The organism is Dyella tabacisoli (assembly GCF_003350925.1).
Taxonomy (GTDB): Bacteria; Pseudomonadota; Gammaproteobacteria; order Xanthomonadales; family Rhodanobacteraceae; genus Dyella_C; species Dyella_C tabacisoli.
On sequence record NZ_KZ857183.1, the window covers coordinates 21,162 to 46,329 of the forward strand.

A 25,168-nucleotide genomic window follows, 5' to 3' on the forward strand; every position below is an offset into this window, starting at 1 on the left:
CAAGGGGAGTGCGGCAACGGGGCGGGGTAGTCAGCGACTTTTCCTTCTCAGGAATCGTGTCCAAACCTTACAACTCCCCTGCATTCGTGTCCGATGGGGGATGAGCGCAGGCTACGCATGAGACCTCGAACTTTAAGTATTGATCCTAAACAAGTTGTTTTTTCTATAAGAAATTTGGTGGCCATCAATCACGGAAGCTGACTGGCTGGAGTCATCTTTTTCAAAAGATCCGCGTAACTGTGTCAGTTTTTCGCGGGATCGTGGTCAACGACACCTGTCGCCGGCCGCCGTCGGCGAGATTGTGCAACGCCGCGCGAGATTGGCGGGCCTCGAGGGGGACTTTAGTGGGCACAGTCTGTGCTCGGGCTTCGTGACCGAGGCGAGCCGCCAGGGCGTGTCACTACCTGCCATCATGGCGATGACCGAACACCGCGCGGTGTCCAGCGTCATGGGGTACTTCCAAACTGCTGACAATCCTGTAGCGCGTCTGCTTGAGGACGCCTAAATGTTAGGCGGAGAGAGTGGGATCCGATCTCCCCCTTCCGGCTCATCCTCCCTTTCCAACGTCCGTTGCAAGATTGAGATACGTAATTCAGAAGAGAAATCGCGCGCAGACCATTTTCCTTGGTTCCGTAATCCACCGACTCCCCATGAAGAACGGTGTGCCGGTTCAATCCGACGAAACCTTGAGGGCGTGATTTTTGCGACACGGCAACAAGCATCTCTTCCTCAAACGGAGCCAGAAATGCTTTTGCGATGCTGTTGCTCGTCGCCGTTAACTGAGCAATCACCTTTTCCGCAGATCTCGAGTCCGCCATATCCTATTCACTCAGTCTTCACTTTCGCTTCCGCTATTGTCGAACTCAACCACAAGGTCGGGCGCGACCGTTTGTCCAGTTGCGCTGCCCTTGCAGGAGAGCATGCCGCCCTTGCAGGAGAGCATATGGACAAATCGGTTCGAACATTCCCTTGGCCAACCTACGACAAGGGCAATGTCTTCGTCGACGATGAGGACCTGGGTGCGCCGCGCCAGGCGTTGGCGAATCGGCTGTATTTCCGATATGACTATCGGGCGTACAACGATACCGAGACCGGCCGCTTCGAGGCGGCGCTCCGCCGCTACCTCGGCGTGCCGCACGCGCTCGCGGTGTCGAGCGGCACGGCGGCGATCGCCCTGGGCCTGATGTCGCTCGAGCTCGAGCCGGGGGCGCTCGTCGCGTGCCCGGGCTTTACGTTCGCTGCGACGCCGAGCGCGATCTTGCTCGCCGGCGGCCGGCCGCTCCTGATCGAGTGCGATCACAACCTGCACTTCGACGTCGCCGATCTCGAGCGCAAGATGTCGCCGGCGGTGCGCGCGATCGTGGTCGTCCACATGCGCGGCTTCGCGAGCGACATGCCCGCGATCCTCGCCGTCGCCAACAAGTGGAAGATCCCGGTCGTCGAGGACGCGGTGCCCTCGCTCGGCCTCGTAGTCGGCGGCAAGCACACCGGCACGTTCGGTGACGCCGGGGCATTCAGCACACAATCGGATAAGTCATTGAATACCGGCGAAGGTGGCTTTCTTGTGTGCCGCGATGCCACGCAGTTCGCCAAGGCGGTGGTGCTCTCCGGTGCCTATGAAGGGCGTTTCAAGCGTCACTTCGCGGGTCCGCCACCCGAGATCTGCGATCTCGACTACCCACTCTTTAGCTTCCGCATGGACGAGATCCGCGCCGCGCTCGCCCATGCGGAAATGGCGCGCTTGCCGCGCCGACTTGAGATCTTGCGCAGCAATTACGACTATGTCGTCGATCAGATCGCGGACCTCGAGCGCATCAGTGTGCGCCAGCCGGTCATCCCGGGCAGCTACTTGGGCGACTCGCTGATCTTCCGCCTCCCGCACGACAGTAATGATCACGTGGTGCAGGTCGCCGCCGCGCTGTGCAGCGAAGGCGTGGACGCGCGCGCGCTCGCGTCGGCCAACGATCCCAACGTGCGCTGTTTCTGGAACTGGCGGTTCCTGTTCCGCGGCAAGAGCCCGGCCGAGATCCGCGCGCTGTTGCCGGCGACCACGCAGCACCTGTCGCAGGCAGTCGACATCCCGATGTCACCGACCCTGACCCGCGCCGACTGCGACGATCTGATCCGCGCGATCCGCAAGGTCATGCAACGCCGCGCGTCCTCGCACGCCGACCTCGCGCCGCGATCGGCCGACGTCGTCGAAACCGCCGAAGTCAAATAACCCACGCGCCCGAGGCCACCATGTATTCGCCCCACTCTTCTTTATCGCCGGCCGCGCCCGCCATCCCGCCGTCCGCCGAGCCCGCCGGCCCCACCCCGGGCCAGGCGTTCGCCTCGGCGTACGCCAAGGCCGGCACGTCGGCGCGCGTCGACTTCCCGGTCACGATCACCGACAGCTTCCCCGGCTTCCGGCGTCGACCACGGATCGCGATGCGCGCGCTGTTCAAGATCGTGAAAGCCGAAGGCCCCGAGGCCACTTACTTCTTCGAGACCCGCCCCGCCGAGGCCGCCAAGCGCGTGCGCGACGAAGCGCTCCGCCTCGAGGCTGGCTTCGACTTCCAGTGCGGCAAGGTCCCGCTCCAACCGACCCGCGCGTGGGTGCAGATCCCCGAGGCCCTGCTCGCCGATCCGGTCGCGCTCGCCACCTTCATCGACTTTCGCCTCCTCGTCCGCCTCGGCACCGCCGAGAATCAGTCGCTCGCGCTCGGCAAGGGCGGCGATCATATGCGCGGCCTGCTCGAGATGCCCGACCTCCGCCGCCTGCCCGCGCTCGCCGACCCGGTCACCTCGTTGCTCGCCGCATGCGAGCACGTTGAGCAGATGGGCGGCTCGGCCGATGGCATCGTGATGAACCCTGCCGATTATTTCCAGTACCTGTTCCCGCGCCAGGACGTGCTCACCGGGCTCGCCAACCTAGGCATCCGCATCGTGCGCACGCGGATGATTAACGCTGGCCAAGCGATCGTCGGCGACTTCTACGCCGGCGCGACGATCTTCGACAGCCAGCGCTCGACGATCGCGTTCGATCGCCCGCCCGAGGGCACGTTCGCGCGCGACGGCCTCGCCGTGCGCGGCGAGATCAAGACCGCGCTCGCCATCCACCTGCCCACCCACTTCTCGATCGCTGCCCTCACCTGAACATGACGATCAAGGTGTTATCGATCAATGGTTGGTGCCGCAACGGCAGCACGATCATTGGCAATTTGCTCAACGAAGTCGAAGGCTTCTTCCACGTTGGCGAGCTCCACTTCCTGTGGAAGAACGCGTACGGCAAGGGCTCGAACACCAAGTGCGGCTGCGGGCGCGAGCTGGTGGTGTGTCCGATCTGGTCGCGCGTGCTCGAGCGCGAGCAGCCAGCGGTCCACGCGCGCGAGGCCCACGCGCGCGAAGTGTGCGCGCGGCAGGCACGGAGCGTTCGCACTCGGCACACCTGGCGCGCCTTGCGCGATGGCATCGCTACGGAAGACCGTCGGCAGCACGCCGAGACGATGGCGCGCACGTACCGCGCGATCGTCGAGGCGACCGGCTGCCAGGTGATCGTCGACAGCACGAAGATCCCCGGCGAGGCGGCGTTGCTCGAGCATGTCGAGGGCATCGAGGCGTACTACGTGCACCTCGTGCGCGATCCGCGTGCGACTGCGCACTCGTGGATGCGGCAAAAGGACTACGCCTACAAGCTGTCGGCATTTCGCAGCACGGCGTACTGGCTCACGTTCAACCTCGCGTCGCGCGCGCTCCTCGCACGTTACCCGGAGCGCTCGCTGTTCGTGCGCTACGAAGACTTCATCCGCGAGCCGGCTCCTGTGCTGCGCGCGCTCGTCGAGCTGGTCGGCGGCGATCCAAGCACGCTGCCGCTGCGCGGTCGGGTCGCCGAGTTGCAACCGAACCATACGGTGACCGGCAATCCTGATCGCTTCCGGTCCGGCCCGACGGTGATCCGGCCCGATGACAGCAAATGGCGCGATGAGCTACCCACGCGCGATCAGCTGACTACGATCGCACTGGCATGGCCACTCATGCGGAAGTACGGATACCCACTTACCCGCAGAACCACGCACGCACCTGCTGACGCCGCGTCCACGCACGCCAACGCGGATTCCCATTCTCGCGACCACGCGACCTCCAGTGACCGCGTCGATTCCGACCACACCCACCCTCATCCTCAACCCCTGCCCCGGAGCGAACGTGGACCTCGGTCTGCAAGATAGAGTCGCGCTGATCGCCGGTGGCTCGGCGGGGCTCGGCTATGCGATCGCGCACGAGCTGGTGCGCGAAGGCGCGCATGTGGCGATCTGCGGGCGCAACGCCGACCGGCTCGCTGCGGCGGAGCGCAACTTGCACGCGCTGGGCAAAGGTCGCGTGCTGAGCGCGCGGGTCGATGTGCGTGACGACGACGCGATTCGCGCGTGGGTGGATGGCATGGCGGCAGAGCTGGGGCGGCTCGACATCGTGGTGACCAACAATGGCGGACCGCCATCGGGGCCGCCGCTGCGCTTCGCGATCGACGCCTACCGCGACGCGACGCAGACGTCCTTATTCCCGGCGATCCAGCTCGCGCTGGCCGCACTGCCGCACCTTCGCGCGCGCGGCTGGGGGCGATTGCTGATCATCGCGTCAGAGACCGTGGTGCGCACGGTCAAGGACTACACACTCTCCGGCGTGGCGCGCGCGGGGCTGGTGCGATTCGCGCAAGGCCTGGTCGCCGAGCTCGGCGCATCGGGCGTGACGGTGAACGTGCTCGCGCCGGCGTACCTGCGCACCGGGCCAGTCGAGCGACTCGCCGCCCAGCTCGCGCCACGCTACGCGGGCGATCACGAGGCCAGCGTGCGCGCGCAGGCCAGCCACATCCCGCTCGGCCGGATCGGCGATCCCGCCGAATTCGCCGCACTCGCCGCCTTCCTCGCCAGCGATCGCGCCGGCTTCATCACCGGCACGGTGCAGCTCGTCGACGGTGGCGCGTGCGCGGCCGGTGGTTTGCCCGATCACCTCGCGGCCGTCGATCCGACCGCGGTCACCTGATCCTCTCTCTCATCTTGAGGCACGCATGATCACCGCCACCGCCGCCCCTACCCCCACCTTCACCGAGCGCGACGTCGAGCAGTTCTTCGACGCGAGCACGCAGAACTACCTGAGTTTCTGGGACAGTGAAGGCGTCCTGCACACTGGCTATTTCGCCGACGGTAACACGACCGACTATCACGCCGCCGCCGACGCCACGTCGCGCCTGCTCGGCGACGCCGCCGAGATCACGGCGTCGTCGCGCGTGCTCGACGTCGGCTGCGGCTGCGGCAACTTCGTGTTCGCGCTCGCCCGCCGGTTCGCGTGCGAGTGCGAGGGTCTCGACCTCAGCCTCGAGCGGGTCAAGTTCGCTGCGCAAAAGTGCAGCGAGCTGCCGCCGGCGGTCGCCAAGCGCGTGAGCTTTCGCCACGGCAGCGCGACCCAACTGCCGTACGAAGATGGCCAGTTCACCCACGTAGTGAGCCAGGACGCGTTGTTTTTGATCCCCGACAAACCACGCAGCCACGCCGAAATGTTCCGCGTGCTCGCGCCCGGCGGTCGGCTCGCGATCTCCGACTTCCTGCAGCCCACGCTCGAGATCAGCCCGCGCGCGCGCAAGCACGTGTACGACCGCGTGCGCTGGACCTCGGGCTACTCGCTCGTCGGCTATCAGCAAGCGCTCGAGCAGGTCGGCTTCCGGGTCCGGCTTGCGCGCGAGCTGTCGCCGCACCTTGCACGCACGTACCAGGTGCTCGGCAAGGTGGCGACCGCGCGTGCCGCCGAGACCGCCAACCCGGCCGCGCGCGACTGGATGCTCGGCTTTGCAGCGTCGTGCCAGGAGATCCAAGTCGCGATCGATCAGGGCGAGTTCGCGTGGGGCGTGGTCGTCGCGGACAAGCCCTGATTACTTTGTTTATTTCACGCTTTCGATAAGGAGAAGCAGCAATGATCCCAACGATTCGACAGGCGCTGATGAAAGACACTCTTCGCGCCGAGCTCATCAACCATCGGTTCTTCGCGCGTGTGAAGCAGAGCTCCGATCTCGATCGTGGCCAGGTCGCGCGCTTCCTCGGTCAGTGGTGGCACCCACTCCACTTCTTTCCGACCTTCCTGTCGCGCCTGGTCTCGAACCTGCGCGACATCGAGATGAAGACCGCCGTATCCAAGATCCTGTGGGAGGAGCTCGGTGAGGGCAAGCCCGACCGCGCCCACGAGCGGGTGTACGTCGACACGATGACCGCGGTCGGCTTTTCGGCCGAGGCGGTCAACGCCGCCGCGCCGCTGCCCGCGACCGAGCGCCTGGTCCAGCGCTACAGCGAGGCCGCGACCGACTGCTGGACCGGCCTGGGCTTTCTGTACGGCACCGAGGTCGCCGATCTCGCGATGGTGTCGGGCATCGGCGTGTCGGTGCGCCGGGTGACCGGCGCGAAGCAGCTACCGTGGGTGACGATTCACGCACAGCAGGAGCCCGGCCACATCGAGAGTGCGCAGGAGGCGATCGTTTCCGAGCTGTCGGAGATCGAGATCCACAAGATCCACGAGGCCGCGCGCGAGATGTGGTCGCTGTGGATCGCGTTCTTCGACGCGCTCGACGCGGCGTTCGATGGCCGCGATCACGCCCCGGAGCACGCCCCGAAGCACGCCCAGGCGTGAGCCGCGCCCACTCCCCGCGCTTCGTGCCGCCGGCCCTCGCCGCCCACGCGCCGGACATGGTGGTCCCGCTGTCGTTCATGCAACAGCGGCTTTGGTTCATCGAGCAGCTCGAGCCGGGGAGCGCGGCGTACAACGTGAGCGTGATGTTTCGCCTGCGCGGTCGCCTCGACCGCGCGGCGCTGCGCGACGCGCTGCAGGCGGTGGTGAACCGCCATGCCGCCCTGCGTACACACTTCACCGACGTGCTCGGCGAGGCGCGGCAGGTCGTCGTCGACAGCTTCGTGCTCGCAATGCCGATCGACGAGGTCCGCGAAGCGGACGTGGCCGTGGTGGCGCGCGGCATGGCGCAGCGCGCGTTCGACCTCGCGACCGGGCCGCTCGTCCGCGTGCGCCTGCTCGCGATCGACGGCGGCGATCACGCTCTGATCGTCGTCGCGCATCACAGCGTGTGCGATCAGTGGTCGATCGGCATCCTCATCGGCGAAGCGGCGGCGTTCTACCGTGGCGCGGGCGCTAGTCTGCCCGCGCTCGCGGTGACGTATCCGGACTTCGCGCTGTGGCAGCGCGGCTGGATGACCGCCGATGCGCTCGCGCCGCAGCTCGCGTACTGGCGCGCGCAGCTCGCCGGCATCCCCGACGGCCTCGATCTGCCGTCGGATCGCCCGCGGCCCGCCACCCGCTCGGGGCGCGGCGCCCGGCTGTTTCCGCGCCTGCCGCGCGGCCTGGTCACCTCGCTTATCGACTTCGGTCGTCGCGAGCGCGCGACCTTGTACATCACCTTGCTCGCCGCGTTCGACGCTCTGCTCTGGCGCTACACCGGCCAGTCCGACGTCGTGACCGGCGCGCCGATCGCCGGCCGCAACCGCCACGAACTCGAGGGCCTGGTCGGCTTCTTCGCCAATACCCTCGTGCTCCGCGTCGGCGTCGACGGCGAGCGCAGCTTTCGCGACCTCGTCCAGCGCGTGCGCGCGGTGTGCCTCGACGCATACGCGCACCAGGACGTGCCGTTCGAGCAGCTCGTCGATGCGATCAAGCCGACGCGCGACCTCAGCCGCACGCCGATCTTCGAGGTCATGTTCGGCCTGCAAACGTCGTTTCCGCACGTCGAGCTCGGCGAGTCGACGCTCGCGCCGACACTGCTCGACGCCGGCACCGCTACGTTCGATCTCACGGTGTCGTGGGAGCTGCAGGACGGCGAGCTCGCCGGCTGGGTCGAGTACAACACCGACCTGTTCGACGCGCCGACCGTCGAGCGCATGATCGATCACTACCGCATCCTGCTCGAGGCCGCGGTCACGCGGCCTGACGACCGACTCGCCGCGCTGCCCTTGCTCGGCGCCGCCGAGCGCGATCGCGTGATCTACGCGTGGAACCACACGCACACGCCGCCGCCGCGGGTCGCGCACGTGGCCGAGCTGTTCGACGCGCAGGCCCGGCGCACGCCGGACGCGATCGCGGTGCTCGCCGGCGACGAGCCGGTCACGTACCGCGAGCTCGATCAGCGCGCCGAGCGCTGGGCCGCGATCCTGTGCGCGCGCGGCTGCGGGCCCGGCGCGCGCGTCGCGCTCGCGCTGTCGCGCGGTGTGGCGTTCCCGACGATGGTGCTCGCCGTGCTCAAGGCCGGCGCGGCGTACGTGCCGCTCGATCCGTCGTACCCCGCCGACCGGCTCGCGTTCATGGTCCGCGATTGCGCGGCGCGGGTCTTGATCAGCGAATCGGCCGTCGTGGCCAGCCTGGCGGCGAGCGCCGCCGAGATCCTGCTCGTCGAGGCCCCGCCGCCGATCGATCGTGTGTTCGAGCGCCGGACGGCGAGCGCCGACGACCTCGCGTACGTGATCTACACGTCCGGATCGACCGGCAAGCCCAAGGGCGTGGCGATGCCGCACCGCGCGGTGGTCAACTTGATCACGTGGCAGGCCGCGCGCTCGCCCAGGCCGATGCGCACCTTGCAGTTCGCGTCGCCGAGCTTCGACGTGTCGTTTCAGGAGCTGTTCGCGACCTGGGCCAACGGCGGCTGCCTCGTGCTCGCGAGTGAGGACGAGCGCCGCGATCCCGACGCCTTGCTCCGCCGGCTCGCCGCCGCGCGCGTCGAGCGCCTGTTCCTGCCGTTCGTCGCCCTGCATCAGCTCGCCGAGGCCGCGCACGGCCGACCCGCGGCGGGCCTCGCACTCCGCGAGGTAATCACCGCCGGCGAGCAGCTCCGGATCACGCCGGCGATCGCCGCGCTGTTCACCCAGCTCCCGGCGTGCCGGCTGTACAACCAGTACGGGCCGACCGAGACCCACCTCGCGAGCGAGCTCCCGCTCACCGGCGCACCATCGACGTGGAACACCCTGCCGTCGATCGGCCGGCCGATCGCCAATGTGCGGATCTACATCCTCGACGCCGATCGTCAGCCGGTGCCGATCGGCGTGCCCGGCGAGGCGTGGATCGCCGGCGCCGGCGTCGCGAGTGGCTACCTCGGCCGCGACGAGCTCACCGCCGAGCGCTTCGTCGACGATCCATTCGCCGGCGCCGGCGAGCGCATGTACAAGACCGGCGATCGCGTGAAGTACCTCGCGACCGGCGAGCTCGTGTTCCTCGGCCGCGCCGACGATCAGGTCAAGCTACGCGGCTACCGCATCGAGCTCGGCGAGATCGAGGCCGCGCTCGGCAGCCACCCCGCGATCCGCGAGGCAACGGTGATCGTCCGCCACGACGGCAGCGAGCCGCGCCTCGTCGGTTACGTGACGTGCACCGACGCGGCGCCGACGACCGCGGCGATCAAAGATCACCTGCGCGCCCGCCTGCCCGACTACATGATCCCGGCGGCGATCGTGGTCTTGCCCGCGATCCCGCTGTCGCCGAACCGCAAGGTCGATCGCAAGGCGCTGCCCAGGCCCGACGATGAGCACAGCGAATACGTCGCGCCAGACACCGCGCTCGAAGCGCAGGTCGCCGCGGTGTGGGCGGCCGTGCTTGGAATCGAGCGGATCAGCGTGATCGAGAGCTTCTTCGAGGTCGGCGGCCACTCCCTGCTCGCCACCCAGGTCGTATCGCGGCTGCGCGCGGTGCTCGCGATCGAGCTGCCCGTCCGCGCGCTGTTCGAGGCGCCGACGATCCGCGGCCTCGCGGCGAAGATCGCGACGATCGCGACCATCTCGCCGACCGAAGATCGCGCGATCCCGCGTGTCGATCACGCCGACGCGATCCCGCTGTCGTTCGCGCAGCAGCGCATGTGGTACCTCGCGCAGCTCGAGCCCGGCGGCTTCACGTACAACGTGCCGTGGTTCCTCCGCCTCACCGGCGCGCTCGACCTCGCCGCGCTCACCGCCGCGCTCCGCCGCGTGATCGACCGCCACGACGTCCTGCGCACCCGGTACGTCGAGCTCGACGGCGAGCCGCGGCAGATCATCGCGCCCGACGCGACCGGCGTGACGCTCGCGGTCGAGACCGTTGACGAGTCGGCGATCGCCGCGCGCGCCGTCCACGAGGCGCAGCAGCCGTTCGACCTCGCGACCGGCCCGCTGATCCGCGCCCGCGTGCTCCGCATCTCCGCGAACGACCACGTCCTCCTGCTCACCATGCACCACATCGTGTGCGATGGCTGGTCGATCGGGATCGCCCTCCGCGAGCTCGGCGCGGCGTACCGCGGCGAGGCCTTCGCGCCGCTCGCGATCCAGTACGCCGACTTCGCCGCCTGGCAGCGCGCGCAGCTCACCGGCGTGCGGCTCGCCGACGATCTCGCGTACTGGCGCGCCCAGCTCGCCGGCGCGCCGCCGGTGATCGAGCTCCCGCTCGACCGGCCACGCCCGGCTGCGCGCACCGTGCGCGGCACCACGGTCGATCGCGTCCTCCCGGCGACGATCGCGCGCGCCACCCGTGCGTTCGCGCAGCGCGAATCGGTGAGCGAGTTCATGACCCTGCTCGCCACGTACGGTGCCCTGCTCGCCCGCCACACCGGCCAGCCCGACGTCGTGATCGGCTCGCCGATCGCCGGCCGCAATAGCGGCGAGCTCGAGCCCCTCATCGGCCTGTTCGTTAACACGCTCGCCCTCCGCGTCGACACCGCCGGCGCGCTCACGTTCCGCCAGCTCGTCGCGCGTGTGCGCGAGACCTGCCTCGCCGCGTACGCGCACCAGGCCCTGCCGTTCGATCGCGTCGTCGACGCGCTCAAGCCCGATCGCGATCCGCGCACCACGCCAATCTTCCAGGTCATGTTCGCGGTCAAGACCGCGCAGCCCGCGGACCTCGGCGTACCCGGGCTCACCGCGCGCCCGCTCGACGTCCACCCTGGGATGGCGAAGTTCGAGCTGACCCTGTTCGCTCATCTCACCGACGATGGCCTCGCGACCACGTGGGAGTACAACACCGACCTGTTCGATCGCCCGACGATCGAGCGCATGGCCGCGCACTTCGAGATCTTGCTCGGCGCGCTGATCGCCAACCCCGATCGCGCCCTGGATCAAACATCGATGATCGACGCCCGCGAGCACGCCGCCCTGCGCGCGCTCGGCGAGGCGATCTCGCCGTTCCCCGACGATCTCTCCCTCCACGCCCTGTTCGAAGCCCAGGTCGTCCGCGCACCGGACGACCTCGCCCTCACGTTCGCAGATTCCGAGCTCACCTATGCCGCGCTCAACGCGCGCGCCAACCAGCTCGCCCACCACCTGATCGCGCTCGGCGTGACCCGCGAAGATCGCGTCGGCGTGTGCCTCGGCCGCTCGATCGACTTCATCGTCGCCGTGCTCGCCACGATCAAGGCCGGCGCGGCGTACGTGCCGCTCGATCCGGCCTACCCGGCCGAGCGCCTCGCGTACATGACCGACGATGTGCGTGCGAAGGTCGTGATCAGCCGCGACTGGCTCGCCGCCGCCGATCTCACCGCGCATTCCACCGCCAACCCGCCGATCACCACGACTAGCCGCGACCTCGCGTACGTGATGTACACGTCGGGATCGACCGGCCGGCCCAAGGGCACGTGCATCGAACAGCGCGCGATCGCCCGCCTCGTGCTCGCCACCGACTACGTCCAGCTCACCGTGCGCGACGTCATCGGCCACGCCTCGAACACGTCGTTCGACGCCGCGACGTTCGAGATCTGGGGCGCCCTGCTCACCGGCGCGCGCCTGCACGGCCTCGCGCCCGATATCGTGCTGTCGCCCGAGTTGTTCACCCGCGAGATCGTCGCGAGCGGGATCACCGCGCTGTTCATCACCACCGCCCTGTTTCATCAGCTCGCCGCGCTCGCGCCCGACGCGTTCCGAACCGTCGATCACCTCCTGTTCGGCGGCGAGGTGTGCGACGTAGCCGCGGTGCGCCGCGTGCTCGCCGTCGGGCCGCGCCGCCTGCTCCACGTCTACGGGCCGACCGAGACCACCACGTTCGCGACCTGGCACCCCATGCGTGCCGTCGAGCCCGGCGCGACCACGATCCCGATCGGCCGCCCGCTCGCCAACACCACGATCCGGATTCTCGATCGCGCGCGCCAGCCGGCGCCGATCGGCGTGCGCGGCGAGATCTTCATCGGCGGCCCCGGCGTCGCACGCGGCTACTGGAACCGCCCCGAGCTCACCGCCGAGCGCTTCGTCGACGATCCGCTCGCGCCCGGTGAGCGCCTGTACAAGACCGGCGACCTCGCGGCATGGCGCGCCGATGGCGCGATCGAGTTCCACGGCCGTGCCGATCACCAGGTCAAGCTGCGCGGATTCCGGATCGAGCTCGGCGAGCTCGAGGCCGAGCTGCTCGCCCATCCCGACATCACTGCGGCGATCGCGATGGTGCGCCACGACACCGGCGATCCGCGCCTCGTCGCGTACGTCGCCCCGCCCGTCGATGTCGATCACCTCCGCGATCAGCTCGCCGCCGCGCTCCCGCGCTACATGCTGCCGAGCGCGATCGTCGTTCTCGACGTGATGCCGATAACGCCGAACGGCAAGATCGATCGCGCTGCCCTCCCAGTACCGTCGGCGCGCCGCGAAGAGCGCGGTGGCGGTTACATCGCCCCCGATGGCGAGCTTGAGCGCGCGATTGCCGAGATCTGGGCCGGCGTACTCGGCGTCAACCGGGTCGGCGCGGACGACAACTTCTTCGACCTCGGCGGCAGCTCGCTGCTCCTCGTCGCAGTGCGCTCGCGGCTCGAAGCGGTGCTCGGCCGGCCGGTCGCAATGATGACACTGCTCCAGCAGCCGCAGGTTCGCGCGCTCGCAGCCCATCTCGCCGGCGCCGAGGTCACGCAGACAGCCAGCTGCTTGATCGAACTCCAGCGCGGAGATCACCGCCCGCCAATGGTGTTCGTCCATGGCGGCGGCGGCCACGCGCTGGTCTATCGCGATTTGGCGCGTGCCGTCGATCCCGATCGCACGATGTACGGTTTCGCGGCGAGCGGCGTCGAGCGCGATCAACCGCTCGACACCTCGGTCGAGGCGATGGCGAGCCGCTACATCGAGTTGCTCCTCGCGGTCCAACCCGCTGGGCCGTACCTCCTGACTGGCGCCTCGCTCGGCGGCATGATCGTCTACGAGATGGCGCGCCGGCTGACTGCGGCTGGCCACGCGGTGCCGCTGTGCGTGCTGCTCGACGCCCCGAGCCCCGAGATCGCGCAATCCACGTCGATCGAACTTGCCGATCTGATGCCGGTCCTGCTCGAAGCCACCCACTGGATCGCCGCCGACGAGCTGCGCAGCCTGCCGCTGGACGACCAGATCCAGCGCCTGCTGGTTCGCGCGCGCGCCATCGGCGCCGTGCTTCCGTTCTCCGATCTCGACGAGGGCCGTCGGCTCGCCAGGGTATGGCAGAACAACGCGTGCGCCGCCGCCGCCTACACCGCGCCGCCGTGGCCCGGCGGGCGGGTTCAATACATCGCCGCGCGCGATCGCTACGAGGGGATCCCGACCAACCTCGCACGCGGCTGGCTCGAACGCTGCGACGTCCGCGTCGAGTTCTCGGCTGGCAATCACCTGTCGATGATCGCGCAGCCGCACGCCAGCGCACTCGGCGCGAGGATCCGCACCCTCATCGACACTCGGACCCGGAGCACCGCGCCATGACCACGCAGGACACGATCGCCAAGTACTGGATGCAGATCCTCAACGTCCCCACCGTCGAGCCGAGCGACGACTTCATCAGCCTGGGCGGTGATTCGATCCGCGCGGTCCATGCCGCCAACCGGATCGCCAGCGATCTCGGCGTGCAGATCGAGATCGCGGAGATGTTCAACACTCTCGAGCAAGTCACCGCGCACTGCGATCAGCTGATCCGCGAGCGCGACGCAGGAGCCGCCCCGACATGACCGCCCGCTTCGTCAACGCGCCCGCCCACCACCACGGCGCCCGCTACCGCGCCCACAGTTGGTGGCGCGATACCACCTTCGTCGACGATCTGCGCGCCGCCGCCGCACGCACGCCCGATCAGCCGGCCGTGCTCGCCGCGCGCGCGTTCGCCAAGGACGAGATCGCGATCACCTACGGCGAACTCGCACGCGAGGTCGACCACATCGCCGCCGCCCTGATCGCGCTCGGTGTCGGCCGCGAGGACATCGTCGCGCTTCAGCTGCCGACGTGGTGGCAGTTCAACGCGACCGCGCTCGCGTGCGCGCGGATCGGCGCCGTGGTCGCGCCGATCCCGGCCGATTACCGCCGGCGCGAGGTCGAGTTCATCCTCGCGCGCACCGAGGCCGTGGTGTACGTCGGCCCGGCGACGTGGATGCGGTTCTCGCACCGCGACTTGCTCCGCGAGCTCACGCCAAGCTTGCCCGCGCTTCGCCACCGCATCTTCATCGACCTCGACGGCGGCCATCCCGGCGAGCTCGACTTCGCCGCTTGGCTCGCCGCCTCGCCGCCGCTCCCCACCGCGGAGCTCGATCGCCGCGCCCCCGCCGCCGACGATGTCTTCCTCGTCATGTACACCTCCGGCACCACCGGCGAGCCCAAGGGCGTCGTCCACGCGTACAACACGCTGTACGCGATCGTGCGCGCGGTCAGCGAGAGCGCCGAGATCACCGCCGCCGACGTCGTTCACTCGCCGTCGGGCATGACCGGCATGATCGGCTTTCTCTACAACTTCCTCGTCCCGCTCCACGCCGGCGCGACCGCGGTGTTCGCCGACCTCGGCGATCCCGATCGCGGCCTCAACTTGATCGAGCGCCACCACATCAGCTTCATCTACGCGATCCCCAACTACGTGAGCGGCCTCGTCGACGCACACCAACGCAAGCCGCGCTCGCTCGCGAGCCTGCGCGTGATCGTCACCGGCTCGGCCGCCGTGCCGCCGCACCTGATCGGCGCCGTGCGCGACGTGCTCGGCGTCCGCGTCCAGGCGCTGTGGGGGATGACCGAGATCGGCGGCGCGACGTTCACCGCGCCCGACGATCCGCCGGACTGGCCGGCGCACAGCGATGGTCGGCCGTGCGCGTGGATGGAGGTCCAGATCGCCGACCGCGCCGACGACGGCAGCGGCCGCCTGCGCGTGCGCGGCGCGAACCAGTGCCTCGGCTACTTCCAGCGCCCCGAGCTGTACGCGGCGGTGGTCGACGCCGACGGCTGGTTCGACACCGGCGATCTCGTGCGCGACGACGGCCGCGGCGGCATCCGCATCGTCGGCCGGATCAAGGATGTGATCGTGCGCAATGGCTACAAGGTGCCGGTGCTCGAGGTCGAGGCCGCGCTCGCCGCCCACCCGCAGGTCGCGATGGTCGCGCTCGTCGCCGATCCGGATCCGCAGGTCGGCGAGCGGGTGTGCGCAGTGATCGTCGCGCGCGATCACGCGCCGTCGCTCACCGACGTCCGCGATCACCTGCGCGCGGCCGGGATGTCGGCGCAGTACTGGCCCGATCGCGTGCACGTCGTCGGCGAGATGCCGCTCACCGCGACCGGCAAGATCCAGAAGTACGTATTGCAAGATCAATTGCGCGCGATGCCACAATAAACACATGGACTTCACGCCGACCGAAGATCAGCAGTTGATCCAGCGCACGGCGCGCGAATTCGCCGATCGCGTGCTCGCGCCGCACGCCGCGGCACGTGACGCGAATGGCGAATTCCCGCTCACGGAATTGCGCGCGCTCGGCGCGCTCGGCCTGCTCGGCGTCACCGTGCCCGAGGCGTTCGGCGGCGCGAACGCCGGCGCCATCGCGTACTCGCTCGCGATGCAGGAGCTCGCCCGCGGCGACGCCTCGGTCGCGGTCCTGTGCTCGCTCACCAACATGGTCGGCGAGCTGATCGCGACCCGCGGCAGCCCCGCGCTCGCCGCGCGATGGGTGCCGCGCCTGATCTCCGGCGACGCGGTGATCGGCGCATTCGCGCTCAGCGAGCCCGACGCCGGCTCCGATGCGTCCGCGATGCGGACATTCGCGACCCGGACTGCGCACGGCTGGCAGATCTCCGGCACCAAGCAGTGGGTCACCGCCGGCGATTGCGCGAGCTGCCTCGTCGTTTGGGCGATCACGCAGCCGCCCGCCGCGCCCGGCGGCCCGGGCCGCGGCATCACCGCTTTCGTCGTCCCCGGCGATGCGCCCGGGATCACCGTCGCGCGGCTCGAGGACAAGCTCGGCCTGCGCGCCACGTCGACCGCACAGCTCGTCTTCGATCGCGTCGAGGTCGGCGACGATGCCGTGCTCGGCGCGGTAGGCGGCGGGTTCGCGCTCGCCATGCTCACCCTCGACGGCGGCCGGATCGGCATCGCGTCGCAGGCGATCGGCATCGCGCGTGGCGCGTTCGAGGCCGCCCTGCGCTACGCCAGCGAGCGCCGGACGTTCGGTCAGCCGATCATCGAGCATCAGGTGATCGGCGCGATGCTCGCCGACGCCGCGACCTGGCTCGACGCGGCGTCGCTGATGACGTTGCGCGCCGCCGCGCTCAAGCAAGCGCGCAAGTCGTACTCGCAGGCGTCGGCGATGGCCAAGCTGTTCGCGACCGAGCACGCGTGGAAGGTGTGCGACGCTGCGCTCCAGATCCACGGCGGCTACGGCTACGTGCGCGACTTTCCCGTCGAGCGCGCGCTGCGCGACGTGCGCGTCACCCGCATCCTCGAAGGCACGAGCGAGATCCAGCGCATCGTTATCGCCCGCAACCTCTTGCTCGGCCAATTGCGATGACGCCGTCCCGCGCCCAGATCATCCTCGCGTTCGCCGCGATGTACCTCGTCGGTGGCTCGGTGTTCCTCGGCCAGCGCGTCGCCATGCACGGCGGGCTCACTGCGTTTCTGACCAGCGGCGTGCGCATGGCGTTCGCCGGCGCGATCCTGCTCGCGTGGTCGCGCGCGCGCGGCGGCGGGCTCGCGCCGCGCCGGACCTGGCTCGATCTCGCGATCTCGGGCAGCCTGCTGTTCGTCGGCGGCAGCGCGCTGTCGATGATCGCCTCCGACCGCATCGCGTCCGGCCTCGTCGCGTTGCTCACCGCGACCGTGCCGTTCTGGATCACGATCGGCGCCGCGTTGCTCCCCAGCGGCGAGCGGCCGGTGAGCCTCGGCGCGCTCGGCCTCGTGCTCGGCTTCGCCGGCCTCGCGATCGTGATCGTGCCGACCGTGCACGGCGACGCGAGCGCGTCGGGCATCGCGATCTCGCTGATCTCGGCGGTGGCGTGGGCCGCGGGCAGCCTTTGGGCGCGCCATCGCCTGCGCGCGTTGCCCGCGATGACGATCGCGAGCCATCAGATGCTGTTCGGCGCGCTGCCGCTGATCGCGATCGGCCTCGGCCGCGGCGAGCTCGCGCAGCTTGCGCCGACCGGCGACGGCCTACTCGCACTCGCGTACCTCATCGTGTTTGGCAACCTGATCACGTACCAGGCGTTCGTGTTCCTCATGAAGCACGTGTCGCCGACCAAGGTCTCGACGTATGCGTACATCAATCCGATCCTCGCGATCGCGCTCGGCAGCTGGCTCGCCGGCGAGCACCTGCCCCCGAACGGTCTCGCCGGCGCGGCGGCGATCCTGGCCGGCGTCGCGCTCGCCAACCTCAGTACGGGTAACCGATCTCGACGTAGGTCTTGATGCCCTCGCCGAAGCCGCGCAACAAGTACGAGCCGCCGAGCGTGCTCTGCTGCGCGAACGCCGCACTGCTGTCGCTCATGAATACGGTTGTTTTGGCGCTTTACGTGGAAATGGTTTGGATATCCTGAAGCTGGCACGAGTGGTAAGCCGTGTGCCTAACCGACGCTCAGGGAGTTCGACATGAAGTTGAGAGGGAAGAGCATCATTTGTTCGTTGTCACTGTTCATCGCGTTCTATGCTGGTCTGGTTGGTGCCGTGGATAACTCGGCAGTCATCCAGGGGCTGGGCATGCGCAATCCGGGCTCGCCCGACATAAGCAAGAGCAAAGATTTTGGGAGGCGCTTTCCCAACGCATGTTGCGCGAACTTTCGAGCAGGAAGGGAGTCATTGTTTTCAATTGATGTCCTTTTTCTCAGGATCGCGCCCATCCTTGAATCGCTTTGCATTTATGGGTCGCTTTAAACCAGCTCCTAAAGCTGCCATCTTTTGGAAACTGGTGGGCGACTGTCTCCAGTAAACAGACGCTGGGACGTCGCACTTCGTTGGAATCGAACTTGTGATCCTTAAGCCACTTCAATCCGGCTAAATTAATCGGCCACCGCAGGCTAGTATCAGATTGAGCGTTTCTGCGAGTTGTGCGTACTCCGGCGGCAACGGCGAGTCGGTCCAGATTGACAAAATAGCTTAAATCAAAGCGTTGAACCAAAAACGGTCCCGAACGCCTTGCTGGACAAACGCGTTCAGATCTTGCCAGACGGGGGGCCTCCAAATGCGTTGCTGCCCACTCAGCCTAGCCAACTTTGTTATGGATGAAATAATTTATGCGATTTCATAACGTGACCGCGATGATTTTCATGTTTATCCCAGCAATCGTTTTGGCTAACAGTGGTTGGGCCGTGGCGATTCCTTTTGAGATTGACACTTATGGTGCTGTTACAAAAGCTTCCTTTTCAACGCACGCCAAACAGGATTGCTTACTGGTCGAGCCAGGGGCAACCACCGATCTACTTGAAAAGTCGGAGATCACTAAAGTTCCATTCGATGAGAAACGGGTGCGTGCTGTGATGGAAGAAGCTGGTAATCCACTTTTCGTGGATGCGCGCGGCGTGTTCCAGTACAAGGGAGGCAACCATCAAGTGACTGAGGAGCATTTTCTGGTCATCCTGAAGCAACATTTCTCATGCAACGAGAATGTGGCAAAGCCGCTCAGGCCCGCGGGCAATTGAATCGTTCAATTTATGAGTGGTGGCGCGCGACGTCATATCTACAACCCAACAGTCAGGACGACAGCCACAATTCTGATTATTAGCCTTTGTCCGCTTAAAAGGTGCCCATGAGCATTGAAGAGGAAGTGAACATCGCAACCGCGCAGGACAACGCAAGGCGGAGCGCGGCGAGTATGTTGGCGAGTCTGCCGGCACGGCTGCAAAAGGACGAGGATCGGATCGCCGCTCAGCTGCAAAGACATAAGGGGAATGCCTTTGCAAAGATTACAGTTTTGCATGATTTGCTTAATGCATTTGGGGCGGCCATGGCGCCATTTACTGCATGCAAAGCAGGGTGCGATGCGTGTTGCCACTACAACGTGAGCCTGTTTCCCATCGAAGCTCGGTATATCGAACACTTCGCTGGCCATAAGCAGCGTGGCGATCCCCTGCCCGCTCAGGACTTCCATGGCCAGCCCTGCCCCTTTCTCAAAGAAGGACGTTGCGGCATCTATAATGCCAGGCCCATCAGCTGCCGCTTGCACGTCGCCTTTACCAAGACGGCATATTGGTGTTCGCCCGCGCGCTCTTCTGAAGGACAATTTCAGCAAATAGACTTGACAGGAATTCGCGAGGCGCTGGTCGACGTCGCTAGTGCCTCGGGTGGCGTAGCCCACACCGACATCCGACAAGTATTCGGCGTGCCGGCACGCTGGACCGCGACTTAGCACCATCGCGCAGTTGCCAGGTCGGGGCAGCTCCTCTCAAGGGGCGCGGTGAACTGCTGCGGTCAGCGCACATCGGGCTGCCAGCGGCATGGGTAACCGGTGATGCGGCAGCGGCTGCAGCCGCCCTGTTCGACTTCGTCAAGGCCAATGAAGCAGCACTCAGAACCCACATGCCTGAGAACGCCGACTTCCGCGCGTGGGCGCGCGATATCTCGGACTGGCTGTACAGCACAGACCACATTACGGTCGGCTACGTCTGCAGTACGTTGATTGAGAACCAGACGGCCGCAACACCTGCAAGGGCTGCCGACATCAGTGTGATGTGCAGACGGTGCGCCGCCGGCATGATTGCCAGCAGCGCGCGCCCACACGTACGCCCAGTCACAGCCAAAATCAATGCCACCACGCCAGGCAGTAGCCGCTGCGACATGCCGAGACCATCGTCCGAGGAGGCAAGTCCCGGGGGAAACCACGCGAGGCCCGGCGCGGCTCCAGCGAACAACAGGCAACTGCTGACAATCATCGTCACCATTGCAAAGGCGAGCGGGTCGGCGGCCCACTTGTCAAGCCGCGCATACGTTGCCGGCAGGACTGCAACACACGTCCACGCGATCGCGGCCGATGCGTCGATGCGCGCGCGGACGTTGCGCAGGTTCGTACCACCGGCTGCCGCGCCTGCCGCCAGCACAAACCACGGGAAGGGTACCCATACGAAGCCCACGACCAGGAGTCCCGCATCGGGATAGCCCGCGACTGCCAGAATCGCCGTGAAACTCAAGTAAGCTAGCAACGCAACGACGACACCACGCAGCGCGCCGTACAACTCCACGCCATCGCGGGGATAGAGCAGCCAAGCCCAGCCATATGCACAGGTAGCCGCAAGGAACGGCATAGCAATCGCCAGTTGACGAGATAGCGGCAGCAGGATCGGTGTAAGCAACGCCGCCGTGCACAGCGCGACCACTGCAAAGAAGCTGGCGGCAAATACTCGCGTCGGGGGCTTGGCGATCAAGGGAACCAAGTGCAGTTTGCTTGCGAAGGAACAGGATGCTCACGGTTATATCACAGCCCATTGCCACCACCTCAGACGATGGTTTGGTGGTCCGCAGCGGAAATCAGTCGTTCAACGCCAGAACGTATGGCGGTAACACTGAGACCGCCAAACCGCAGCAACAGGCCATCGTCGTTGGCGGGTTTGTACCGATAGGCATTGAGCATATGCAGCGCCAGGCCGCTAGCCTTCGCAGTGCGATGCACTTCCTCTGCATCCGAGTGATGCAGCATGAGTTGCACCCCCACCGTGTTTTTCTCCCATGTCCAGCCGCAGTCGGCGAGCGGCGCCAAACTCTCTCTGAGAAAAGCACATTTTTCGGCATACACGCCGCGCATGTGGCGCACGTGGGTCGAAAAATGGCCTTCATCCATGAATCGGCTCATGGCAAGTTGTGTCAGTGGCGCACTGAAGGCATCGAGCTGGGTGCGGATGTTGGCCAGTTGCTCAACCATGGCTTCCGGCACCACGGCAAAAGCGAGCCGCAGTGATACGAACATGGATTTACTGAGCGTACCAAGGTAGAGCACCCGGTCATGCCGGTCGAGCGAATGCAGCGGCGTCGCAGGTTGGCCGACATACCCAAACTCGCCATCGAAGTCATCTTCCAATATCCAGGCGTCATGCTTTTCCGCCCAATCCAGCAGTGCAATGCGACGCTCCATGCTCAAGGCGACGCCGGTGGGAAACTGATGTGACGGTGTCACGTAGGCCAATCGCGCGTCTGGCGCATGCCGCAAGCCCACTTCTATCTGCAGACCCTCCCGGTCTACGGGTATAGGCGCGATGGCCGCCCCGGCAAGTTCCAGTGCAGCACGCGCGCCTGGGTAACCGGGATCTTCCATCCATACCGCATCGCCGGGATTCGTGAGCAACAATGCCAATAGGTACAGCGCTTGCTGGACACTGTTGAAGACGATCACCTGCTCTGCCGTGCAGCGCACGCCACGCAGTTGCGCAAGATGGTGCGCGAGCGAGCTGCGCAGCGCTGGTAGTCCGCGCGGATCGGTAAAGTTCATGTCGGCACGCCTGACTTCGCGGGCGGTGCGCGCCTGTATCCGCTGCCAGATCTTCCAGGGAAACTCGGCGGTGTCCGCGACGCCGGAGTTGAATGGCTTGAAATCATGCGGTACGCGACACGTGAGATTGCCCGCAAGCGCAATCCCGCGTGCCGAGATAGATAACGCGCGGCCGGGCGCCTTTCCAACCCGGGCAAGGTCTGCCGACTTCGCTATGTGACCGGCTATGAATGTGCCGCGCCCCAGGATGCGCTCCAGCAGACCTTCCTCCACGAGCTGGGAATACACCTCCTCCAGCAGACCACGAGAGACGCCATAGTCGGCCGCCGCTTTGCGAGTGGATGGCATGCGCTCTCCCGGTGCAAGCAGACCTCGCAGCACAGAGTTGCGCAGTGCTAGGTAGACATCGGCGCGTCGTGGATGGCCGCCGGGTACCTGCGGCAGTAATGCCCCTCGAGATTGGCGTGCCATAAATCCCCCTGATATCGGTCCGTTTTATCTATCCAATACGGTCCTGGATTGCTGTCCGCATATCGGTAGTCTGGCCGCTCCACGCCCTAATCACGTGAGGTGCCGAATGTTCTTCAAAGTCCCTGCTAAATGCACGATGGTCTTCGCAGTTATGTGTAGCCTTCTGGTCGCCCTGCCTTCCCTTCAGGCGCTCGCAACGCCTTCCGCGGAACGCGATGGGCAACATGATTTCGACTTTCACTTTGGCAACTGGAAAAGCAGCATATCCCGTCTTCAGCACCCGCTGACGGGCTCCACGACATGGATCAAGTGCGAAGGCACACTGGTGGCGCGCAAGGTATGGGATGGACGCGGCCAGCTTGAGGAACTCGAAGCCGACTGCCCCACGGGTCATATAGAGGACTTGCTGCTGTTTCTATACAACCCACAATCCCGCCAGTGGAGTCTTAATGCTGCAGCCGTTAACGACGGCGCAATAAGTCGACCCATGTTCGGCGAATTCAAAAACGGACGCGGCGAATTTTATGATCAAGAGACGTTCAAGGGAAGAACCATCCTGGTCCGCCAAGTCTGGTCGGATATCACTCCGACGTCACACCAATTTGAACAGTCATTCTCGGATGACGGTGGTAACACGTGGGAGCCCAACTTTAGGGCAACGCTGACACGAGAGCAGTGAGTATCTGTACGGGTCCATTTACCTTCTTACGGTCTCCATCGAGACGAAAGGCGTGCTGGACGCAATGATGACGCCACCCTTGCGAATAGTTGACTTGCGCACCGCTTCGGCTGGCGTCTATAGTTGCATTTAGGTGCCGAAGGGGCGCCTTCCCGCACAAGAGGCTCTCACCCTTCGAGAATACGTCTGTTTCTATCGGCCATGCGATCAGCTATCGACATGGCCGGAGGTCAGCGATGCTCAGCCCTTTGTCTGGCTTCAGCGGGAATGTCGGACACCTTATTGAGGGGTTGTCATGACTGCATGGATTTTAGCCGGTGCTGCTGCGCCTGAGGTGTCAGAAGATGCCTCCTATGAACTGTTGCGTGAAATTAAAATTCGCGCTCGACTTCGATTGAAAGATCTACTCAACGAAATGCCCGACGCCATTTTTTATACACGCTGGGTGTCGAGAAAGCGGCGATGGCCGTGGCCAGCAACATGGAAGCTGACGCACGCACTCAACATCGTTTGTACTGAGGTCGGATTTCAAGACTGGGAGCATGCGCGTCGCGTGCTCAATGGGCATGCCCGGCCCGGCGATGACATGGGAGGGTTGTGGTACGACCTTCGATGCCAACTTCTACTCAATCATTGGTTCGCAAGCTACGAAGAGGCTCGCGCATTCTGCGGAAGCGAGACGACCCGGTTTTTGTTTCCTTTCGCCAAGCAAGTTGTCGTTGGCGACGAAAGTTTCATACGCATGCTCGGGCTCGATCCGGCATCCCCGCTCTGGCAGCAGACTGGCCGCGACCTTTACGCCAGTTATGGCACTCCGGCCTGGCGTGCACTCTGCCATGCCCGACTTGTAGCGACGCGTGATCGCCTGCCGATTGGCCGAACGCCTACCGTACGAAATTTCTAACGCGTCCGGATTGCTATTTCAGTGATCGCATCTGCTTAGTGCATGCGCACTTGGCGGGTGCGCCGCATTCCTTTTCGAGAGCATGTCCATACATGAACACATCCTTTGCAGCCTCTAGCGACGGCTGTCGCATTGCCTACGACATAACCGGGTCCGGGCCCGCCATCGTGTTATTACATGGCGGTGCACAGTCGCGCAAAATCTGGCACTCCCTTGGTTATGTAAGCAGGCTCCTTGCTGACTACACTGTCTTGACCGTCGACCTTCGCGGGCATGGCGAGAGTGATAAACCCACCGACGCACGCGCCTATACCACCATGCAGCAATGCAAGGACATTCTTGCCGCAGTCGATCAGGCGGGCATCGAGCAATTTATGCTATGGGGATACTCTTTCGGCGCCAATATCGGTCGCTATCTTGCCGCACAGTCCGAGCGCGTGCGCCGGTTTGTTTTGGTAGGCATACCCTTTGGAGCAGGCGCTTCCGGTGAGTTTCATAGCACTATCGTAGGTGTCAGAGATCGATGGATCCCCATCCTGAAAGCTCAGCAAGATGGCAGTCTTGACGAAGCGTCATTGTCTCCTGCCGAACGGAGCTATCTTCAAAGCGGACGTGCTGGTTCAGAGGTCGCATGGCTTACAGCTATTCTGGATTGGGAACATATCGGTCCGAATGATCTTCTGTGCAGCACGCTCTGGATTCTTGGCGGTGAGAATCGCGTGGCGCTGGAAAATGCCCGCAGCATCGAGGCCACCCTAGCGGCGTCCCATGTCTGCCTTACTGTCATCGACGGATTGACCCATGAGACTGAACTGACCGAGGTCGATAGCGTCTTGCCTTATATTCAGCAATTTCTGGAGAGGAGGTAACCCAGAAATCATCGCGTCATACACGTGCATTGGGGGCGACATAGCCAAGACTGACATGCCCCATGTAAAGAGTCATCGCGACTCTGTGTACCGCTTGAAGACAGCGAGCGTTCCCATCCAGTAGAAGTGCAAATGCCTATAGATGGCCATCGTGGGAAATCCAGATGCCTCGAATTTCAAGATCGTTTGGCTCCCGGCGGCTTCGAGCGCGAAGCTAAGTTTCGTATAGCTTGAGGGCTGATCCGGGAGACGAGAGAGCGAGCTAAGGTGCGTGAAGCTCAGTTCTTTGCACGGACGGAATGCCAGGATCTCACCCCTGTTCTCGAATGGAAGATGGTGCCTGCCTCGAATGACAATCGCGCTCCCTATGGTCCAGGTCGTGTCCACCTCGACCGAGTAATCGTCGCCGCCAAGCCATTTCCGCATCTCGTGATGGCTAACGAGATGCCTCCAAACCACAGGAGCGGATTTCTCCAAAACCACTTCTTCGCTGAAGCGGTCGGGGATATCGCCGTTATCGTTGGACAGAAGGTTCATTGCTCGGAATACGCATCGGCTCATTCAGAATTTCAAAATTACGTCGGCTTGCTTGGACTCGGACGTCACCAATCTATACAGCTTCATAA

The 25,168-nt window shown here is 65.4% G+C and carries 19 protein-coding genes and 1 pseudogene; 17 read left to right on the top strand and 3 right to left on the bottom strand.

Translation table 11 applies throughout. The annotated features are described in order from the left end of the window. Window positions 1-199: 199 nt before the first annotated feature. From DVJ77_RS18395 to DVJ77_RS18470, 14 genes and pseudogenes are all read left to right on the top strand, one after another. Window positions 200-505 (top strand): annotated as a pseudogene (locus tag DVJ77_RS18395) (tyrosine-type recombinase/integrase); the annotation flags it as partial. A 438-nt stretch (window positions 506-943) separates the two neighbouring features. Then, on the top strand, window positions 944-2,221 hold the full coding sequence (locus tag DVJ77_RS18405; protein WP_114846994.1) for a DegT/DnrJ/EryC1/StrS family aminotransferase: 1,278 nt from the start codon (window positions 944-946) through the stop codon (window positions 2,219-2,221). 20 nt (window positions 2,222-2,241) lie between these two features. Further along, on the top strand, window positions 2,242-3,138 hold the full coding sequence (locus DVJ77_RS18410) for a family 3 encapsulin nanocompartment shell protein (protein ID WP_114846995.1): 897 nt from the start codon (window positions 2,242-2,244) through the stop codon (window positions 3,136-3,138). Between the two features lie 2 nt (window positions 3,139-3,140). Then, window positions 3,141-4,208, top strand: coding sequence for a sulfotransferase (locus DVJ77_RS18415; protein WP_191983723.1), 1,068 nt, complete (start codon window positions 3,141-3,143; stop codon window positions 4,206-4,208). Next, window positions 4,186-5,019 (top strand): SDR family oxidoreductase, encoded by an 834-nt coding sequence (locus tag DVJ77_RS18420; RefSeq protein ID WP_114846997.1) that lies wholly within the window; start codon window positions 4,186-4,188, stop codon window positions 5,017-5,019. The genes DVJ77_RS18415 and DVJ77_RS18420 overlap by 23 nt, the downstream gene beginning before the upstream one ends. Before the next feature lie 25 nt (window positions 5,020-5,044). Next, window positions 5,045-5,902, top strand: coding sequence for a class I SAM-dependent methyltransferase (locus DVJ77_RS18425; protein ID WP_114846998.1), 858 nt, complete (start codon window positions 5,045-5,047; stop codon window positions 5,900-5,902). A gap of 41 nt (window positions 5,903-5,943) precedes the next feature. Further along, on the top strand, window positions 5,944-6,651 hold the full coding sequence (locus DVJ77_RS18430; protein ID WP_114846999.1) for an iron-containing redox enzyme family protein: 708 nt from the start codon (window positions 5,944-5,946) through the stop codon (window positions 6,649-6,651). Then, a complete protein-coding gene (locus tag DVJ77_RS18435; protein WP_114847000.1) occupies window positions 6,648-13,679 on the top strand; it encodes an amino acid adenylation domain-containing protein in 7,032 nt (2,343 codons plus the stop codon). The genes DVJ77_RS18430 and DVJ77_RS18435 overlap by 4 nt, the downstream gene beginning before the upstream one ends. After that, the gene (locus DVJ77_RS18440) at window positions 13,676-13,921 is read left to right on the top strand and encodes a phosphopantetheine-binding protein (RefSeq protein WP_114847001.1); all 246 of its coding nucleotides are present in this window, start codon (window positions 13,676-13,678) and stop codon (window positions 13,919-13,921) included. The genes DVJ77_RS18435 and DVJ77_RS18440 overlap by 4 nt, the downstream gene beginning before the upstream one ends. Continuing rightward, on the top strand, window positions 13,918-15,555 hold the full coding sequence (locus DVJ77_RS18445) for an AMP-binding protein (RefSeq protein WP_114847002.1): 1,638 nt from the start codon (window positions 13,918-13,920) through the stop codon (window positions 15,553-15,555). The genes DVJ77_RS18440 and DVJ77_RS18445 overlap by 4 nt, the downstream gene beginning before the upstream one ends. A gap of 4 nt (window positions 15,556-15,559) precedes the next feature. Next, a complete protein-coding gene (locus tag DVJ77_RS18450; protein ID WP_114847003.1) occupies window positions 15,560-16,723 on the top strand; it encodes an acyl-CoA dehydrogenase family protein in 1,164 nt (387 codons plus the stop codon). Then, window positions 16,720-17,616 carry an EamA family transporter gene (locus tag DVJ77_RS18455; RefSeq protein WP_114847004.1) on the top strand — a complete coding sequence of 299 codons (897 nt, stop codon included), beginning with the start codon at window positions 16,720-16,722 and terminating at the stop codon, window positions 17,614-17,616. Before DVJ77_RS18450 ends, DVJ77_RS18455 begins: the two co-directional genes overlap by 4 nt. 821 nt (window positions 17,617-18,437) lie before the next feature. Beyond that, window positions 18,438-18,842, top strand: a complete 405-nt coding sequence (locus tag DVJ77_RS18465) for a hypothetical protein (protein ID WP_114847006.1) — start codon at window positions 18,438-18,440, stop codon at window positions 18,840-18,842. A 107-nt stretch (window positions 18,843-18,949) separates the two neighbouring features. Then, on the top strand, window positions 18,950-19,549 hold the full coding sequence (locus DVJ77_RS18470; protein WP_114847007.1) for a YkgJ family cysteine cluster protein: 600 nt from the start codon (window positions 18,950-18,952) through the stop codon (window positions 19,547-19,549). 250 nt (window positions 19,550-19,799) lie between these two features. Here DVJ77_RS18470 and DVJ77_RS21200 read toward each other — a convergent pair whose 3' ends face one another. Further along, window positions 19,800-20,570: a hypothetical protein gene (locus DVJ77_RS21200; protein WP_162791565.1), complete on the bottom strand. Its 771-nt coding sequence runs from the start codon at window positions 20,568-20,570 to the stop codon at window positions 19,800-19,802. A 62-nt stretch (window positions 20,571-20,632) separates the two neighbouring features. Further along, window positions 20,633-22,090 carry a MocR-like pyridoxine biosynthesis transcription factor PdxR gene (gene pdxR, locus DVJ77_RS18480; protein ID WP_114847008.1) on the bottom strand — a complete coding sequence of 486 codons (1,458 nt, stop codon included), beginning with the start codon at window positions 22,088-22,090 and terminating at the stop codon, window positions 20,633-20,635. Between the two features lie 106 nt (window positions 22,091-22,196). Here pdxR and DVJ77_RS18485 point away from each other — a divergent pair, with 106 nt between their 5' ends. From DVJ77_RS18485 to DVJ77_RS18495, 3 genes are all read left to right on the top strand, one after another. Then, complete coding sequence (locus DVJ77_RS18485) at window positions 22,197-22,769, top strand: hypothetical protein (RefSeq protein WP_114847009.1); 573 nt, start codon at window positions 22,197-22,199, stop codon at window positions 22,767-22,769. A 295-nt stretch (window positions 22,770-23,064) separates the two neighbouring features. Further along, a complete protein-coding gene (locus DVJ77_RS18490; protein ID WP_114847010.1) occupies window positions 23,065-23,673 on the top strand; it encodes a hypothetical protein in 609 nt (202 codons plus the stop codon). A 92-nt stretch (window positions 23,674-23,765) separates the two neighbouring features. Then, window positions 23,766-24,542 carry an alpha/beta hydrolase gene (locus DVJ77_RS18495; protein ID WP_114847011.1) on the top strand — a complete coding sequence of 259 codons (777 nt, stop codon included), beginning with the start codon at window positions 23,766-23,768 and terminating at the stop codon, window positions 24,540-24,542. Between the two features lie 72 nt (window positions 24,543-24,614). Here the strand turns inward: DVJ77_RS18495 and DVJ77_RS18500 are convergent, their stop codons facing one another. Next, window positions 24,615-25,079 (bottom strand): SRPBCC family protein, encoded by a 465-nt coding sequence (locus DVJ77_RS18500; RefSeq protein WP_162791566.1) that lies wholly within the window; start codon window positions 25,077-25,079, stop codon window positions 24,615-24,617. Window positions 25,080-25,168: the final 89 nt, after the last annotated feature.